13 protein-coding genes are annotated in these 17,025 nt (G+C 68.4%); 7 read left to right on the forward strand and 6 right to left on the reverse strand.

Features of this window, described 5'->3' with window-relative positions; genetic code table 11:
• Positions 1–93: 93 nt before the first annotated feature.
• A complete protein-coding gene (locus ACFY3V_RS08735; protein ID WP_389771441.1) occupies positions 94–744 on the forward strand; it encodes a hypothetical protein in 651 nt (216 codons plus the stop codon).
• A gap of 181 nt (positions 745–925) precedes the next feature.
• On the opposite strand, the gene ACFY3V_RS08740 is transcribed toward ACFY3V_RS08735, so the two are convergent.
• Both ACFY3V_RS08740 and ACFY3V_RS08745 read right to left on the reverse strand, forming a co-directional pair.
• A complete protein-coding gene (locus ACFY3V_RS08740) occupies positions 926–4,285 on the reverse strand; it encodes a BTAD domain-containing putative transcriptional regulator (protein ID WP_389771444.1) in 3,360 nt (1,119 codons plus the stop codon).
• Positions 4,286–4,657: 372 nt separating this feature from the next.
• On the reverse strand, positions 4,658–6,847 hold the full coding sequence (locus tag ACFY3V_RS08745) for an N-6 DNA methylase (protein ID WP_362901559.1): 2,190 nt from the start codon (positions 6,845–6,847) through the stop codon (positions 4,658–4,660).
• A gap of 664 nt (positions 6,848–7,511) precedes the next feature.
• On the opposite strand from ACFY3V_RS08745, the gene ACFY3V_RS08750 reads away from it, so the two are divergent.
• Both ACFY3V_RS08750 and ACFY3V_RS08755 read left to right on the forward strand, forming a co-directional pair.
• Positions 7,512–8,036 (forward strand): sigma-70 family RNA polymerase sigma factor, encoded by a 525-nt coding sequence (locus tag ACFY3V_RS08750; protein ID WP_362901561.1) that lies wholly within the window; start codon positions 7,512–7,514, stop codon positions 8,034–8,036.
• 26 nt (positions 8,037–8,062) lie between these two features.
• A complete protein-coding gene (locus ACFY3V_RS08755; RefSeq protein ID WP_389771448.1) occupies positions 8,063–9,172 on the forward strand; it encodes a CU044_5270 family protein in 1,110 nt (369 codons plus the stop codon).
• A gap of 165 nt (positions 9,173–9,337) precedes the next feature.
• Here the strand turns inward: ACFY3V_RS08755 and ACFY3V_RS08760 are convergent, their stop codons facing one another.
• Complete coding sequence (locus ACFY3V_RS08760; protein WP_389771451.1) at positions 9,338–9,748, reverse strand: ATP-binding protein; 411 nt, start codon at positions 9,746–9,748, stop codon at positions 9,338–9,340.
• The gene (locus ACFY3V_RS08765) at positions 9,745–10,032 is read right to left on the reverse strand and encodes a hypothetical protein (protein ID WP_362921265.1); all 288 of its coding nucleotides are present in this window, start codon (positions 10,030–10,032) and stop codon (positions 9,745–9,747) included. The genes ACFY3V_RS08760 and ACFY3V_RS08765 overlap by 4 nt, the downstream gene beginning before the upstream one ends.
• Before the next feature lie 216 nt (positions 10,033–10,248).
• Here ACFY3V_RS08765 and ACFY3V_RS08770 point away from each other — a divergent pair, with 216 nt between their 5' ends.
• Together ACFY3V_RS08770 and ACFY3V_RS08775 are read left to right on the forward strand one after the other, a co-directional pair.
• Entirely contained in the window at positions 10,249–11,112 is an 864-nt protein-coding gene (locus ACFY3V_RS08770; RefSeq protein WP_389771455.1) for a helix-turn-helix domain-containing protein, read from the forward strand.
• Between the two features lie 42 nt (positions 11,113–11,154).
• The gene (locus ACFY3V_RS08775) at positions 11,155–11,505 is read left to right on the forward strand and encodes a DUF397 domain-containing protein (protein ID WP_389771459.1); all 351 of its coding nucleotides are present in this window, start codon (positions 11,155–11,157) and stop codon (positions 11,503–11,505) included.
• Positions 11,506–11,551: 46 nt separating this feature from the next.
• On the opposite strand, the gene ACFY3V_RS08780 is transcribed toward ACFY3V_RS08775, so the two are convergent.
• Complete coding sequence (locus ACFY3V_RS08780; protein ID WP_389771462.1) at positions 11,552–11,842, reverse strand: hypothetical protein; 291 nt, start codon at positions 11,840–11,842, stop codon at positions 11,552–11,554.
• Positions 11,843–12,371: 529 nt separating this feature from the next.
• Positions 12,372–14,600, reverse strand: a complete 2,229-nt coding sequence (locus ACFY3V_RS08785) for a hypothetical protein (RefSeq protein ID WP_389771465.1) — start codon at positions 14,598–14,600, stop codon at positions 12,372–12,374.
• A gap of 358 nt (positions 14,601–14,958) precedes the next feature.
• Between ACFY3V_RS08785 and ACFY3V_RS08790 the strand changes: the two genes are divergently transcribed.
• Positions 14,959–16,389, forward strand: a complete 1,431-nt coding sequence (locus ACFY3V_RS08790; protein WP_389771468.1) for a serine hydrolase domain-containing protein — start codon at positions 14,959–14,961, stop codon at positions 16,387–16,389.
• A 63-nt stretch (positions 16,390–16,452) separates the two neighbouring features.
• On the forward strand, positions 16,453–16,923 hold the full coding sequence (locus ACFY3V_RS08795; RefSeq protein ID WP_389771471.1) for a hypothetical protein: 471 nt from the start codon (positions 16,453–16,455) through the stop codon (positions 16,921–16,923).
• Positions 16,924–17,025: the final 102 nt, after the last annotated feature.

Genomic DNA, 17,025 nt, shown 5'->3' on the forward strand with positions numbered 1-17,025 from the left:
CCCGGGCGCGGCGCGAGGTGCGCCCACCGCCGGGGACCGCTCCGGTCTCACGACCGGGTTTCATCCATCGTTCACGTATGTGGAAGGAGTTCGATGCGGGTATCGAAGACGGTTCTGGCGGCGTTGGCCGCGGGGTTGGTGGCCGGTGCGGTGGTGGTGCCGGTGCACGCGGCCGGTGCCAGTGCCGGTGCGGTCGTGGCCGGTGCTGGGGCCGTGGTTTCGGCGTATGACGGTGAGAGTGTCTATCGGGGTCTGATCCTGGGGATCGGGCCGGTGGCCGAGAGGTTCCCCGAGATCGTGCGTCCGGCCGGTGGGGTGACGGAGAAGCAGGAGGAGTTCGCCTCCGCGGTGGTGGCGGCGATCTCGAAGAAGGACCCGGCGTTCCTCGAATCGTTCGGCAGGGAGACGACCAGCGGCGACCGGGTCAGGATCGACCGGGCGCTCACGACGGCGCGGAACCTCACCAGGGACGTGCTGGCCGAACGGTTCGGCTTCAAGGCCGATGCCACGGCCGCCGATCGGGCGAACGGCCTGGTGACCTATCAGATCGCCCCGATGGCGGGCTATGTCTACGAGGTCGTCACCGTCAACCAGGTCGTCAACGTGTACAAGGTTCTCAACATGGTCCGGGAGTTCGGCGACACCGCCGGGCAGGAGGGGAACGCGCTCGTGCTGGACCCGGACATGGCCCGGTTGCAGCACGAGCGTTTCGTGGATCTCGTCGCCGCACGGCTCACCGCCTGAGCGGCGTGCCCTTCGTCCCCTCGTCCTCTTGTCGCCGCGTGACTCGCCCTGCGGGCCTGCCTGAGCGGTTCACGGCTTGAGCGGTTCACGGTCTGGGAGTTTCACGGTCTGGGCGGCTTGTGGCCTGAGCGGTTCACGGCTTGAGTGGCTTGTGGCCTGAGTGGTTCACCATCTGAGCGGCTCATCGACCGAACGACGGCCCCACCCGCCGGGCAGCGCCCAGCGGGCCCGGGGCCGTTCCCGCCTCGCCGTTCCCTCGGGACAGCGCAGCCGTCGCCCGGTCCCGCCAGGCGGTGAGCCCGTTCCTGTCGGCCTGCCCGGCCAGGCTCAGGAGATGCCCGGCGGCGCTCTCGTGCTCGCCCAGCGTCGAGGCGAGCAGGGCGAGGAACCAGTCCACCGGGCCCGCCAGGGCGATGGCCGAGCCCACCGCGATGCTCCCGCTGTGCGGCAGTAGCGCCGCGTAGCTCTCCCGGCAGGCCGGGAGGTCGCCGACCACGGCTTGGGCCTCGCCCTGCAGGCAGGTCATGGTGAGCCAGGACCAGTCGCCCGGCGGCCTGGGCCAACCGTTCTCGACCGTTCGAGCGGCCTCCTCGACGCGGCCCTGGGCGCACAGCCGTAGAATCCCGGCGTCGTGGTCCATGGTGGTGTGGATGCCGGTGATCGAGTCGATCAGCGTCTCGGTGTCGGTCATGGAACCGCGCCGGTGATGCAGCAGGATGCGCCCGGTGGCCACCACCGCGCCCGCGTACCACATGCCGAGCCGTCCGGCCTGCCGCTCCGCCTCGCGATACAGCGCCTCGGCGTCGTCGAAACACTCGGCCAGGACCAGCCGGTTGGCGCGCCACATGGTGTGCTGGAATCGTGGCCAGGGCAGCGGCAGCCGTTCCAGCATCGCGTCGCAGCGGAGGGCGGCCTCGTCCGCGCCGGCCACGTCGAACAGCTGCAGCCTGTGATGGGTCAGCAGGATCCACCCGAGCAGCTCGTACTCCGGCATCCGGGTCCGCGACGCCAGTTCGACCAGCTCGGTGGCGATCTCGACCAGCTCGTGTGGGTGGGCCGCCTGGGGCAGCGAGAGCTGACGGGCGTTGAGCATCCGCATGAGCAGGTGCGGATCCCCCAGCCTGCGCGCCATCTCGACGGCCTCGGCGGAGAAGGAATCACAGCGCGGGTCGTCGCTTCCGTCGTAGAGCTCCTGCGCGAGCCCGCCGAGCAGCCTCGCCCGCTCGGGACCGTCCTCCTCAGGCAGCGACCGCAGGGCCACCTCGAAGCGGTGCACCAGCCGAAGCTCCACCTCCTCGTACGGGTTGCGCAGGGTCCAGGCCGACGGGGCGTCCAGCGAGGTCAGTACGCGGGCGATCAGCGTGGGGCCGCCCCGATCGGCGACGCGGTCGGCGACGCGGATGGCCCGTGCCCGCGCCTCGCGGGCGCCGAGCGGGTCCCCGGCCTTCAGCAGTGCCTGGATCTGCCGCAACAGGAGTTCGACGTGGTCGAGCGGGTCGCCGGCGGAGGAGCCGTGGGCCTCCACCGCCCGGCCCCACCACAGGGCCGCCTCCTCGTACGCGAGCCGGAGGGACGCCTGCTCCGCCACGGCGCGGGCCCACCTCGTCGCCTCGCCGTACGCGGCGGGACCGGCCTCGATCGCGTGATGGGCGATGACGGCCACGTCCACGGCGGGGCGGGCGGCGAGGGCCGCCATCACCTCCCGGTGGATCCTCGCCCTGCGCAGCGGAGGGATGTCCTCCAGGAGGGTCTCTCTGACCAGGTCGTGCGCGAAGGCCATGCGACGGTCGCGGGCCAGCAGCAGCCCGGCGTGCGCGGCCCTGTCCAGCGGGTCGTACACCTCCCCCCGGCACGCCTGGGCGACGACGTCGGGATCGAAGTCCCGGCCGATCACCGCCGCCCTCCTGAGCACCGTGCCGACCTGCGGGCCGAGCGCGGCCACCCGCCGTCGGATCAGGTCGGCGACCGCGCCGGGTACCGCGTCCAGGGTGCCGCCCTGGGCGAGCATCCGCACGGTCTCCCTGACGAAGAAGGGGTTGCCGCCGGTGCGTTCGGTCAGCGCGCGGGCGGCGCCCCCGTCGATCTCGACACCGATCTCCGCGGCGATGGCCCGTACGGTGTCGGAGCCGACACCGGTCAGCCGCAGGCGGAGCGGGTTGTGGCGGGCGAGCCGGCCCAGCACGCCGTCGAGGGGGAGCAGGTCCGCGCCCTCGCGGAACGCGGTGACCACCGTGACGGCGGCACCTCTCCCCGCGTCGTTCCCCATGCCGTTCCCCTCGTCGTTCTCCGCGTCACCGATGAGCGCGACCAGGTCGCCGAGCAGGCCGAGTGAGGCCGCGTCGGCCCACTGCAGATCGTCCAGGACGATCACCGTGGGCCGGGTCCGCGCGGTCTGCCTCACCCAGTCGGCGACGGCCTGGTGGCGGCGGAGCCGGGCGGCCTCCGCCGAGCCCGTGGGCGTCTCGTCGTCCATCAGCCCGGCGAGGGCATCGGGGTCCGGCGGGGGGTAGACCCGGGCGAGTGCCCGCAGGATCTGCAACCACGGCCAGAGCGGAGGAGCGCCCTCGGTCTCGGGACAGCGCCCCCACAGCACCAGACGGCCGGACTCGACGCACCGGTCCCTGAAGGCTTCGAGCAGCCACGTCTTACCGATGCCGGGCTCACCGCCCACCGTGGCGATCGCGAGTCCGCCGCCCCGCGCCGGCAGGCTCTCCAGGTCGGCGAGCTGCCGGTCCCTGCCGTGCGGGACCCGGCGGGCAGGGGAGATCGGGACGGGAACCTCGGGGGCGGAGGGGAGCAGGAGCCGGTCGGACTGCCGCAGGATGTCCGCCTCCAGAGCCCGCAGCCCGGGACCGGGATCAAGGCCGAGCCGTTCGGCGAACAGGTCCCTGACCCGGCGCAGCACGGCCAGCGCGTCGGCCTGCCGCCCGGTGCGGTACAGGGCCAGGGCCAGCAGATGCCAGAGCCGCTCGCGCAACGGGTTCGCGTCCGCCTCGGCCTCCAGGCCGGTGATGACGGTCTGCGGACGGCCGAGATCCAGCCGGGCCTGGGCGCACCGCTCGACCGCGACCAGGCGCAGTTCGCGCAGGCGGTTGACCTCGGGGGCCGCCCACAGCTCACCGTGGAACTCGCCGTACGGCAGGCCGCGCCAGAGCCGCAACGCCTCCTCCACGCGGGTGAGTGCCTCGGCGGCGGGACGTGACTCCGTCCCGGACACCAGTTCGGTGAACCGGGCCGCGTCGACGTCGGTCGCGGCGAGCAGGTAACCGGGCGGCCGCCCGACGAGCAGTCGAGGCGGGGTGCGCGGCGGGCGTTCCGGCTCGATGATCCGGCGCAGGTTGGACACGTACGCCTGGACGGTGGCCACCACGCTCGGCGGCGGGGCGTCACCGTACAGGTCGTCGATCAGGGTATCGGTGGGGACGAGCGCGCCACCCGCGACGAGCAGCCGCGCCAGCACCGCCCGCTGACGTGGACCGCCCAGCCCCAGGCGAGCCTCGTCATGATGAACCTCCAGCGGGCCGAGAACCCGAAAATCCATGCCTACCGCCTTCTTACGGTTGGCACAGCAGGTGCGGACCACTGTGACAGGAACGCGAACTGGGGTACATCGAACATCGTTTACCCCCAGTCGGCAAACCAGGTCCGATGCCCAGATAAATCATGAAATGTTGCCAGGGCATGGAGGCTCGCCGTGTCCGGCTGCGATGTCGCGAACGCCCAGGCGATCGCCCGCGTCCGGTCTGGGGTGTCGTCCGGAGGGGATCGTGACCGGCTCCGGGGGTGTCCGGTGGAGATCACGTCCGGTCTGGGGTGTTGTCCGGAGGGGGGCGCGGCCGGTTCCGGGGGGTGCCCGGTGAAGATTGCGTCCGGTGTGAGGTGGCGTCCGGTTCGAGGTGTTATTCGGTGGAGATCACGGCCGGTTTCCCGGAAGCCTCCCGGCGGCGATGCCGTCGGTCAGACCGTCGACCAGCTTCCCGCCGATCGTCCCCGCCTCCCGCAGTGATCGCTCGAAGGCGGTGAGCCGCCGGAAGGCCTCGCCGTAGCGACGCTGCTCGTCGAGAGGGAGCCGCAGCACCTGCAGCCTGCGGACGTCGATGCGGGAGGACGTCGAGGCGTGGGTGCCCGCCTGCCTCGCGTTGGCCGGGGCGCGCAGGCAACCGGCGAGGAACCAGGGATCGAGGAGTGCCGGATCGGCCCGGAGGGCGTACAACTGGGAGCCCAGCACCGTGGGGGCGTCGGTGTCGACCCAGGCGCCGAACGCCCGGTGGGCGCCGACGACCACCACCTCCTGCGGTGCGGTCAGCGTGAGGCCGCCCGCGTTCTCTCCCGCGGAGGCGTCGGACGCGGTCAGCCAGCCGGACGATCTGCCTCCGGCCGGCATGTCGGCGACGGTCAGCACGCGTACGGCGTCGTCGGGGGCGTCGCCGGTGCGCACCAGGCCGTCGGCCGGTTGCTGCCCGGCCCGCATCGTGAGCGCACCCGCCCGCAGCAGGTCGCCCACGGTCACCGTGCCCTGGCCCGCGAGCTCCTCACCGCTCAGTTCGAGGGCGGACAGGGTCGCGGTCAGATCGCGCAGCTCGTGCAGGAGGGTGCCGAACCGGTTCCACGAGCGCCGCAGGCCCAGGTTCGCGGAGGTCGCCTTCTTCGGGACGTGCCGCGCGGGGGTGAGGTCCACCTCCTCGTCCAGCAGGTCGATCACCGGGACCACGGCGTGATCGGCCGACCGCTCCCCGTCGGCGTCTCCCACCGGAGCCGCCGGAGTCGTCCGGGCCGCCTGGGGTGCCTGGCCCGTCCAGGCCGCCTGGATCGTCCGGAGCTCCTGGACGGCCGACACCACGCGCCTGTGCAGGAGGGGCCAGTCGATCGCCGCCCTGCCCGCTCGCTGCGTTCCCCCCGACGGCTCCTGCTGGACGTCGGCCGCGTCGACCAGGAGCACCCCGGCCCCCGCGTCCGTTCCGCCCTCGGCCGGTGCCCGCAGGACCCACAGGTGCAGCGCGACGCTGTGCGGGGGCGCGGACCCCGGAGGCAGGGCGACCACCGCGCGCAGCACACCGCTGCGGAGCAGCCCCGCCCGGACCCGGCGCCCCGCCCTGCGGGAGGCGACACCGGGCGGCAGCAGCAGCACGGCCGTCCCGCCGGGTGCCAGGCGGCTCAGCGCGTGCTGCGTCCAGGCGAGCTCCGGCTCGGTGCGGGGAGGCAGGCCGTACGTCCAGCGGGCGTCGGTGGCGAGTTCCTCGTATCCCCAGTCGCGTTCGTTGAACGGCGGGTTGCACAGCACCACGTCGGCGCGGACATCGGGTTGGGGATCGGCGCGCAACGTGTTCCCCGCCCGTACGTCGACCTCCCAGGCGCTGTCACGCTCCGGGGAACGGCCGGCGAGCAGGAGCCGTACGGCGGCGAGCGCCGCCTGGGTCGCGTCCACGTCCTGGCCGAGCAGTCTCAGCGGGGCACCCGAGGCAGGCGCGTCCGCCGTACCGGCCCACTGCCGGGCGGCGGCGAGCAGGAGACCGCCCGTGCCGCACGCGGGGTCGAGCACGGTGCCGACGTCACCGGCCTCGCCGTCGCGCGACAATCCGGCGACCTCGGCCATCAACGCCGCCAGCGGGGGCGGCGTGACATTGATCTGCCGTACGTGGGTGTCGAGCCAGCGGCCGAGCAGGAAGTCGAAGGTGTCCCGGGCCCCGTGCTTCTTCGCCAGGCCGACCGCGCGTTCCACCAGGGACCGCTGGGCGTCGGAGAGGTCGGCGCCGCCCGGAAGCCATTCGGCGGTGTCATCGAGGCCCGCCTCCTCACCGGTGAGCCTCGCGAGCCGGGCACCGGCGACGGCGATCGCCCTCCCCATCGCGTCGCGGTCACCGAGCGCCTCGAACTCCGGCCACAGCCGTTCCCGGCTGCCGACCTCGTCGAGCTTGCCCTGCCGCCTCAGCCACTCCTCCACCTGCGACAGCGCGAACTGCGGGCTGGTGTCCGTACCGCCGACCGGCGTGGGAAAACTGTCGTGACGGCGGCGCCAGTTGCTGACGGCCGCGCGCCCGACACCGGCGATCCTGGCTATCTCCGCCAGAGTGACGGAGACGGTGGGGTCGGCAGAAGGAGGCATCGTGTCTCCGGGTGAGGGCCAGAAAGGTGACGACCCGGCAGGAAAGCACGATGACGGCATGTGCCCAGGTAGGCGGCCCCGGCTTTCCAGAAGGTCATTTTGGCAGCCTATCCGTTGACTCAGTTCACCGTGGAGCCAACCCGGCCGTGGAAGCTCAGTGGGCGTATCGCCACTGAGATGTCGGTCGGCTGGGAACGAGCCAGCTCGGATGCCGCGCTGTGGACGGCCGATGTCGTCGCGGGGATCGTGACCGGATGGCTGGGGGAGATCAGCGATGGTGGCCGCTGTTTGAAGACCGTGTCACATTCCTGGAAGCGTCGGAGACGTGAAGGGAGAAAGCGCAAGCGCCGGGCTCCCGATTCCATCGGGGGGTTCCCGGCGCCACTTCCGTGCCCCAGAGGACACGACACGGTCGGTATCCGCCTGCTTCCCCTCAGTCGTCAAGCCGGATGGTGTGATCAAGGGACAGGGTGAGTCCGGCTATCGCGCCAGTTCGTGAAGTAGGGCGATCCACATGGTCTGCTTCGCCGTAGGCGGGTCATCGCGCAGGTGGTGGCCTTGCGGCGTGCGTGGATGGTCGCCGTCAGCCCATATGGTGCCGCGAGCATGAGGGATGAATCGACGGGACGCGGTAATCCGGACGCGTTCGGAGGGACTACTTGGTGTGGACGATCCCGAAGAACGATTCACCGACCTGTATGACCGGCACTACCGCAGCGTGCTCGGCTACGCCCTGCTGCGGGCCGAGCGCGACGTGGCCGAGGACGTCTGCAGCGAGACGTTCCTCGTGGCGTGGAGGCGGCTCGCGGAACTCCCCGAGCCGGCGTTGCCCTGGCTGCTCGGTGTGGCCCGCAACCTGCTGGCCAAGCAGCGCGACTCGCGCACCCGCCGCCAAGCCCTGGTCGATCGGATAGCCGCACTCACCACCGCACGCGACCAGGTGGCGTGGGACGTGGCCGAGCACGTCATCGACAGGGAGAACGCCCTGGCCGCGCTGTCGGCCCTGCCCGAGCAGGACGTGGAGGCGATGGTGTTCGCCACCTGGTACGGCCTGCCACCGGAGCAGGCCGCCACCGTCATGGGGTGTTCGGTCCGCACGTACAACGTCCGGCTCCACCGGGCGCGCAAGCGCCTCACCCAGGCGATGCACGTCGGCGGCCCACGCCGCGTTCGCAGTCTCGAATCCTGATCCGCACCCCTTTGGAGACCCCTTTCATGGATGACCGTACGTTCGCCCGGCTCAGGCCCAGTGAGCTGGACGAGTTGACCGAAGACGGCTACCGGCGCCGCCGGGCGGGCGACCTGGCCCGCGCCTTCGCCACTCCGCGTACCGAACAGGCCGGGCCCGCCCGCCCTGCCCGGCCGCGCCTGCGGTGGCCGCACTTCCTCATGGCCGGCACGGTGGCCGCCGGGCTCGCGGCCACGGCCGTCGTCGTCACGACCGGCGGCTCCGGTGCGGACCCGACCGGTACGGGCCCGAGCGGCGCCGTGGTCGCCTCCACGACGCAGGGCGCGCCAGAACGCGTGGCCGACGCCCGCACGTTCCTGCTGGCCGCGGCCTCGACCGCGCGCCGGGAACCGGCGCACTCCGGCCGCTACTGGTACGTCAACGAGCGCACCCTGCAGAAGGTGGACAACGCCCCCGGCGAGTCCACCGCCAAGACCAAGGCGGAGCCGGCCGAGTTGCCGTACGAGGCATACCTGGCCGACACCCGCGAGACCTGGCGTGCCATGAAGGCGGGCGAGGTCGGCCGGAGGGCGAGCAACCAGGACGTGAAGGTCACGTTCGGCTCCCCGCAGGACGAGGCCGCCTGGAAGGCGGCGGGGTCGCCCATACTGGCGGACGACAAGCCCAGGACCACCGACGACACCTTCGAGCCGATCCTGTCGATCGACAACCCGAGCCTGAACCTGCGGAACGTCACCAAGCTGCCCACCGGCAAGGACGAGCTCAAGCGCCACCTGGACGACCTCTGGAAGCGCAGCCCCAACTCCGCGGGCTCCGGCAAGGCCGTCTACCTCTGGCAGACGGGCGTGGACCTGATGACCGCGCCGATCACGCCGGGCACCCGGTCCGCCCTGTTCAAGGTGCTCGCCGACCAGCCGGGCATCACCTCGCAGGGTGAGGCGAAGGACGTGTTGGGGCGTACAGGGGTCGCCCTTTCCTCCTCGGCGGCCGACGCGCTCACCTTCCGCCTGGTCATCGACCCGGGTACGGCCGAACTGCTCGAGTACGACGTGGTGCAGAAGGATGTGCCGCTACTGCGCGTGGCGCTGGCCGACATGGGCTTCACCGACAGGCTCGGCGAGCTTCCGAAGGACTGATCTCCCGCGTGACCGTCATCCCACACCCTCACCGTGACGGTCACGGCCCCGCCCTCCTGGTCGGCGAGCCGCTCGAACCTCAGGCGTGCCGCCGGTCAGGAGGGCTTCGGCCGAGGAGGTGGGGGGAGCGCGCAGCGGGGTGGGTGGTCCCAGCGGATCACGGGGTCACCGGTCGTTCAGCTGGAACCACACCACGCGGCCGGCGAGGATCTCGTACCAGCCCCAGGCCGATGACAGTTCTCTGACCAGCCAGAGTCCGCGTCCTCCACCGCTTTCGGGGGAGACGTTCGCGCGCAGCAGGGGCCGGTGTCCGGCCGCCGATCCGGCGTCGATCACGTCGATGTGGAGCGTTCCATCGTGGTGGGCGACGGCGACGGTGATTCGTCCGCCGGCGCAGCGGCCGGAGTCGGAGTGGCGTACGGAGTTGGTGACGAGTTCGGTGAGCAGGAGGAGCGCGTCGTCGGTGTGCGGGTGGTCGAGCCCTTTGAGCAGGTCGCGGACGTAGCGGCGGGCCCGGGGGACGGCGGCGATCTGCGCGGGCACCTCGACCTGGCCCAGCAGCCCCAGCGCCCTCACCGCGCCACCTCCACCAGCCGCTCGGCCGCCTCCCGCATGCTGTTGCGTTTTTGCCCGTCGCTGCTCCGTCGGGCGTGGCTGTCGTCTCGCCGCCGCCAGGTGAACACCGACGTGCGGCCCCGCTGAGCTGTGGCGACCCTTGATCGCCCCGGGGGGACGAAGATCTCCACGCTCGGCCGCCGACCGGGCGAGAGCCTGACCACGGAGTCGAACCCGAGATCGTTCAATTCCCAGGCCAACTCCAGCAACTCACCACCCCACCCCTGAAGATCACGAATCCTCATCCCTCGCCCGCCCTTCCCGTTGTGTCCTGTGGGTCATATGGCGCGGTGTGTCGTGGGCTCCCTTGACCTCTGGCCTCACAACACAGTCAGATAGTCCAGCGTGTACGTTGAGTTATCAAGCGGTTCTGCAAAGTTACCGATTTTCCAACTTCCCGATTCTGCTGTCACGGATCGCTGATGGGTGCACACTGTCGGTAGTCAACTCGGGAGGTTGTGATGGCAGCAGGGCGTGGCCCCACCGTTCGGCGTCGGAGACTGGCCAGCGAGCTTCGTAGGCTGCGGGATCTCAAGGCGATGACACTCGAAGATGCCGCCCAGGGCGTTGGATGGTCCGTCGCGAAGGTGTCCAGGATCGAGACGGCCCGCGTCGGGATCACGTCTCCGGACCTCACTCGCCTGCTGGACCTGTACGAAGTCGATGCGAGCAAGCGGTCTGCCCTGTATTCGCTGGCGCGAACAGCGCGTATGAAGGGATGGTGGGACGCCTATGCAGGCTCGCTGCCGAGTGACTATGCGACCTATATCCAACTCGAAGCGGACGCTGCGTTCATTCGTAGCTTCGACGGAGTGCTTGTGCACGGTCTGCTCCAGACAGAGGACTACGCTCGCGAAGTCATCCGTTCTGCCTTGATGGCCCTGTCCTCGCCCGCAGAAGTGGAGCGCCGTGTCGAAGTCCGCATGACTCGTCAGAAGCTTTTGCTGAGAGAAGAGAGCCCTGTCCGGTTCTGGACCGTGATCGACGAAGCTGCTCTTATTCGCCAGGTCGGTTCGACGGGGACCATGCGGGGGCAGTACATCAAGCTTCTTGAGCTAGCGGACCGGGACAACGTCACGATCCAAGTACTGCCGCTTGCCGCTGGTATCCATCCGGCAACCGCTGGCACCTTCGCTGTCATGGAGTTCCGTGAACTCTACGATCCTGCTGTGGTGTATGTCGAGACTATGACGAGTAGTCTGTATGTAGAGAATGACAGTGAAATGTACTGGTATACGCTGGCCTTTGATCACCTGCGGGCGGTAGCGCTTGGCCCGGACAACTCAAAGGCGTTGATCGAGAAAATGATCGAGCAATTCACCTGAGATATGCCCGGTGCTGAAGGAAAAAGGAGGCTTGAAGTGGACATGTCCCGTATCGAGTGGCGCAAGAGTAGCCGCAGTGGTAACGGTTCCAACTGCGTTGAAGTTGGCGTCTGGAAGAAGAGCTCTCTCAGCGGTGCTGGTCAGGACTGCGTTGAGGTCGGCGCCTGGAACAAGAGCACTCTGAGCGGTAATGGTCCCGACTGCGTCGAAGTCGCTCTCGCCGAGACCTCCCAGGCCGAACCCGGCCCGGATGCAGACCTGCTCGTCCTGGTCCGTGACTCCAAGGACCCTGAGGGTCCCGTGCTGGCCTTCACCTCGGCCGAATGGGACGCTTTCATCGTCGGCATCAAGAGTGATGGCTTCGGCAACCTGGCCACGCGTCACGAAGCATGACGTGAGTCGGTAGCGTCGGCTTCCGGTCAGGTTTCGGTCCGATGCGTCACTGTCGCGTGGTGGAGGGCGGAACCTTCGCCGGAGCCGACCGGAGCTCCTCTTCGATCGTGTCGATGAGCGCCCTGGCCGTTTGGCGCAGCCGGTTGTTACGGGCTGTGAAATCCTGGGTGAAGGTCCGGGCCTTCGGCCCGACCCACACCGACTTGCCGGTGAGCTGGCCATGAGCCGGGTCGAGCGCGGCCTCAAGGAGAGCGACTCTCGCCTTGAGTTCCACCAATGTCTGTTCCAGCACCTGACGCCGCGGGTTGGGCGCCAGGCCGTCCGGGCCAGGATTCATATCCCCTCTTCGGATGCCGATACATCGGGCGGACTATTGGACATTATTGGATCTACAGCACCTGGGCCAGCTCTGGAGGAATGTGTGACACGTTTTGCATGGCGCGGTGTTTTGGTCTGCATGATTATGGTGTCGACAGTGTCCGGATGTGGGGATAGTGGCCCCACGGCGGCCGAAGCGGGGGAGACGCTTAAATCGCACATCACTGAATTGATGAGGGAAAGCCATGTTTTGGATGTCCGAATTACGGATTCTGGTGGGCGTGATATTCCGTGTGGGGAAGGGAAGGCCAAGAGAACCTTTGCTGCTGCAGCCAGAGACTCCGCGTCGACGAGCAATCCCGATGGACTCAACACCTTCATGGTAGGAGCGCTCTCCTCGGTTGCTCCTTATCGGATCATCGAAGATCGAGGTAACGCCCCCATCCGGCTCGCCAATGACGAGTACAAGACAGTGATCATCTTGGAGTCTCCGGCTAACGGTCAGTACGCGGTTAGGGGCGAGACCGAGTGCCTTCCGATCTCCTGAGTCAGCTATCGAAGACAGATGTACGCTCCTGACCACGCTTGGCGCCACCGTCAAATCGATTCGCCGTTCTGTTGGATAGCTCTCCGAGCGAGAGTGTCTCGTCCTTCCCCATCCCGTTGGCAATCATCCACCGTTCGAACGCCTTGAGTCCTTCGTCCCCCTTCGCGACCAACTCGGAAGGCGGCCTGAGGTTGCCCTTGGCATCGGTGAGGGGGACGTCGGGTGGTTTGATCAACTCGGAGAACGGTTTGAGGTTGCCCTTGGCGTCGGTGATGGACGCGCGGTCGGCCTGGAACTCGGCGGGTGTCACCTTGGGAACGAAGCCATTGGCCATGAGCATTTGCGCGTACATGTGCTGACGGCCGAGGGTCGCCACCCGCTCCGCCGCGTTGGTCCGGTCCATCCGGGTCTCGGGGTCATCTTCGATGAAGGCGCCGTAGCCCGAGAGGCCGGTGCTCAGCGCGTACCAGGCGTAGGCCGCGACCGCGCCGCTTCCGATGTACATGCTCGCGATTCCGATGGCGGCGTCGCGGAAGAAGTTGAACGTGTCCTTCGCCTGCTCGTCGATCGAGTCCAGGTTTCCCTGGACCTTCTCGACGGCGGCGAGTTCGAAACCGCGTACGTTGCCCAGGGCGGTGAAGACCCGGTCCAGGTGGTCGACGTCTCCGGTGCGGCGGGTCTTCTCCGAGGCGTCGGCGATGAGCTTCTGGGAGAGGCCGCCCATCGCCTGGTCGAACGGGAGAAGGTTCGCAGGGGAGTCGGCGAAGGTTTTGAGGAAGCGGTAGGTGTCCTTCGGGCTCAGGGTGAACGCGGAGGTCATGCCGAAGGCCGAGGTGAAGGGCTTCAGCGTGCTCTCCTCGGTCATGTTGGTATCGCCGATGTTCGCGCCCTCGGTGATCTCGGCGGCGTAGGCGCCGGCCAGAGTCGACATGAAGATCCTGGCATGCGGTGCGACCTCCATCGGGGTGGCCGGAGAGTCCGCGGTGCCGTCGGTGTCCTTGAGGTCTCCCATGATGGTCATGACGTTGAAGGCGAACTTCGCGGCCTCGGGACTGTGTGGTCCCTTGTCATAGGCTCCACCTGCGGTGGCGAGCATACGGCCGAACTCCGCACCGACGTCGAAGTTCATGCTCTTCGGCACCTGCCAGGGAGATTGTGATTTTTCTATCTTCAGCCAGGGGAAAACGACGACCTCGGTGGCCCCCAAACGGTTGAGCTCGGTGAAGACGTCTCGGAGGTCTTCACGGGACATCGCGTTGAACAGGCTCCTCGCCGCGTCGGGGTTGTTGGCCAGGGCCGGCAGCAGTGGGCCGAGGTCGGTCTCCCAGCGTCGGGGGCGGGAGCCGTCGCCGTCACCGACCGGCTTGCCCACCCTGCTGCGCGCTATCTCGGTGAGCCACGCGGTGGGAAACATGCCGTGTCTGAGCAGGGACGCCAACTCGTGGGTCGGTGCCTCCTTGAGGTTGTCGGCCTGCCAGGCGGAGCCGAGGACGGCTGGTTGCGTGCCGATTGCCGTGGTGAGGGCGTCGCTCATGACCTTCCGGTGTTTGTCGGCCGCCTTCTTGTCGTACTTCTCCAGGCGGTTGATCATGTCGATCATGCCCTTGGGGCCGAGGGACCGGAAGAACCCGGCGGTGAAGTAGCCGTCCTTCTGCTTGTCGGCGAGCTTGTCGAGGACCCGGTCGTAGGTGGCGTCGGGCAGGCCGGGGGACGGCTTGGGGAGGTGCCTGAACTTGTCGGCGAGTTCGACGCCCTTCTTGGCGTTGCCCGCAGGGGATTTTCCCGTCTTCTCGTCGTAGGGCAGCAGCCCCCACTGGAACGGGTCCTGGACCTGGCCGCCGGTCCACGCCGAGCCCTGTTTGGGGATGTGGGGGGCGTCTCCCACCATCAGGGGAAGGTCCTGGTCGATCGTCTCCAGGCGCTGGCGTAGTTTCGGCAGCTCGTCGCCGATCCAGCCGCCGATCTCCCCGATCGGCCGCAGCCCCACCGCCGACACCTCCGCCGCCGCGAACAGTTGCCGGATCCGAGCGGACTGCTCGCCGATCACATCGCGACCGCGCTCCAGCGCGGTGATGAAGCCTCGCATCAGATCAGGGTCGATTCCGCTGAAGTCCGGCGACGTGGGCCCCATTTCCGGCGACATCGACTCCATCATCTCCTCAGCCTGTTTTAATTTTTTCACTCTAGTTCCAGGCTGAGCGATTTTCATCTGGCGGAACAGGGCGCCCAAGGCTCCGATGCCCTATCCTTCGGGCGTCATACGCCGTCACCGTGTGGTGATCGGCTCTCCTCGGCGCGAACTCGATTCAGGACGGCGCATCCCGGCTCTCAGCAGCGCTACGACGTCGGAAATCCACTCAAGAACATTTCCGGTCTCTCGTTCAATGAATTTCGGTCCGCACGCTGGATTCGCGGCGTTAATTTCCTTTTTTCGCCGACGTGAGATATGGGCGATGATTCGGAGGAGTCGGCGCGGTGGTTGCGGTGGATCCGGACTCGCGCGTGAAGCGCGGTTTCGTGGAGAAAACGAGCAAACGACGTCCCGTAACTCCATTGAGTGGATTTGGCGGGTTTGTTACGGTGCCTGGATGCCCTCTCATCGTGCCCTGCTGCCACGGTCGACACCGGCCGCCTCGGGGATGTCGTCCCGCTCGATCATCACGCTGCTGGACCGGTTCGAAGCACAGTCGGTCGAGTGTCACTCGATCATGGTCGTACGCCACGGTCACGTCGTCGCCGAAGGCTGGTGGGCCCCGTACTCGGCCGAGCGCACGCACCTGCTCTACTCGGTGACCAAGTCGTTCACCTCGGTCGCCGTGGGGCTCGCGATCGCCGACGGGCTGCTTTCGCTCGACGATCGGGTGGTGGACGTGTTGCCCGACCACGTTCCGGACGACATCTCCGAACAGGGACGCCGCGTCACCGTTCACCACCTGCTGTCGATGACGGCCGGACACCGCACGGACAGCCTCGCCGACGCATGGCGACTGGAACCGGGCGACCTGGTGAAGGGCTTCCTGCGCGTACCGTTTCCCGAAGCCGAGGGGACATGGCACGCCTACGACAACCCGACCACCTTCATCCTGGCCCGGATGGTGGAACGGGTCACGGGCCAGGGCCTCCCGGAACTTCTCGACGAGCGCCTCTTCGCGCCGATGGGCGTCGACCATGCCGAATGGGACCGGGTGGCGAGCGGTGCCGTCTTCGGATTCCAGGGGCTGCATCTCACGACCGAGGCCGTCGCCGCCTTCGGTGAGCTGCTGCTGCGCGGCGGCCTGTGGGGCGACCGGCAGCTCATCCCGCGCGAATGGGTGGAGCTCGCGACCGGACGGCACATCGAGACCCTGCAGATCGAGGGCTGGTCGGAGAACCTCGACGCGCTTCGCGGGTACGGCTACCAGTTCTGGATGTCGCGTCACGGCTACCGCGCCGACGGCGCCTTCGGCCAGTTCTGCCTGGTCGTTCCGTCGCACGATCTCGTGGTCGCGGTGACCGCCGCGGTGACGCAGGGGGAGGCGATACTCGACCCGCTGTGGGAGTGTCTGCTGCCCGGCCTGGACCAGGAGGGAAGCGCCCGGGACGACGAGATCCTCGCCGATCGGCTGCGGCGGCTGTCACTCGCGCCGGTGTCGGGTTCGGCCGGCCCGAAGCGTTCGGTCAAGGCGAGCCTCGACGCCTCCGCCAGGGATTCGCCGCTGCCCGAAGGAACCACGGTGACCGTCGATCCCGTGGACGGTGGGTGGATCGTGGGGCTGGGGCCGTCCCTCAATGTCGAGGTCGGCCACGACGATTGGCGGGAGAGCGCACCGCTCGGTCGGCCCGTCGTCGCGGCCGGCGCCTGGCAGGACGACACCTTCGTCGCCGACCTCTACGTCATCAACAGCCCGCACCGGGTCCGGCTGGTGGTCGACGCCGAAGCGGGCACGGCGGTCGCGATATGGAACATCGTGCCCCTGACCAACTCCGCTCTGGCGTCACAGCTGCGCTCGCCGCTGATGACACGGCCCGACGTCGCATAGCTGACATCGGCCGGGCTCACAGGTGTCGGCTGGTTCGGGCTGTGTTGGAAAGGTTCTATCGCTGTGGCAGTCCTTCTCGCCTGTGCCCTCGACTCCATCCGTATCCACGCAGGCAGTGAATTCCTCGTTACAGAGGTGACCGCGGACGGTGAGCCCGTTGGCGCACCGTTCTCTGCTGAGAGCCTGCCGGGACAGCCGATGATTTCAGTTGGACCTAACGGCGTGGTCATCGACAGCGGCTCTCTGGCGAAGTCCGTGATCCACGTCAGGTACGAGCGCTGGGACGGGCCACCGGAGCAGCACGCCGCTTGGACTCCGATGTGGGAGGGGAAATTGCATCTCGGTTCCGGGGCCATCGGTCTGGTTCAGTATTTTTACGAGGGGTGGGACGAGTGTCTTCCATTCGATACCGGGGTGAAGGAAGCTTCCTGGTCGGTTCGTGTACAGACCAGAAAGCCGGCCAATACCGAGGAGCCTGACTTCCCTTCCGACGTCGTCCATGGCGAGCTCTACCGGGTGCAGTTGTGGCCGTAGGCGGCTGAACGGTGATGAGACCGGAGCGATTCGGTTGCACGGCACCTCGCGCCGGGGCGGCTCGGTCCGGGGCGGATTCGCCTCGGGAAGACTCGGATCGGC

This window comes from Streptosporangium sp. NPDC000095 (assembly GCF_042899335.1).
In the GTDB taxonomy this organism is placed as follows: Bacteria; Actinomycetota; Actinomycetes; order Streptosporangiales; family Streptosporangiaceae; genus Streptosporangium.

Coding starts and splice junctions, on each gene's coding strand:
- ACFY3V_RS08735 (WP_389771441.1), top strand. CDS start 94: ATGCGGGTATCGAAGACGGTTCTGGCGGCGTTGGCCGCGGGGTTGGTG.
- ACFY3V_RS08740 (WP_389771444.1), bottom strand. CDS start 4,285: ATGGATTTTCGGGTTCTCGGCCCGCTGGAGGTTCATCATGACGAGGCT.
- ACFY3V_RS08745 (WP_362901559.1), bottom strand. CDS start 6,847: ATGCCTCCTTCTGCCGACCCCACCGTCTCCGTCACTCTGGCGGAGATA.
- ACFY3V_RS08755 (WP_389771448.1), top strand. CDS start 8,063: ATGGATGACCGTACGTTCGCCCGGCTCAGGCCCAGTGAGCTGGACGAG.
- ACFY3V_RS08765 (WP_362921265.1), bottom strand. CDS start 10,032: ATGAGGATTCGTGATCTTCAGGGGTGGGGTGGTGAGTTGCTGGAGTTG.
- ACFY3V_RS08770 (WP_389771455.1), top strand. CDS start 10,249: ATGGCAGCAGGGCGTGGCCCCACCGTTCGGCGTCGGAGACTGGCCAGC.
- ACFY3V_RS08775 (WP_389771459.1), top strand. CDS start 11,155: ATGTCCCGTATCGAGTGGCGCAAGAGTAGCCGCAGTGGTAACGGTTCC.
- ACFY3V_RS08780 (WP_389771462.1), bottom strand. CDS start 11,842: ATGAATCCTGGCCCGGACGGCCTGGCGCCCAACCCGCGGCGTCAGGTG.
- ACFY3V_RS08790 (WP_389771468.1), top strand. CDS start 14,959: ATGCCCTCTCATCGTGCCCTGCTGCCACGGTCGACACCGGCCGCCTCG.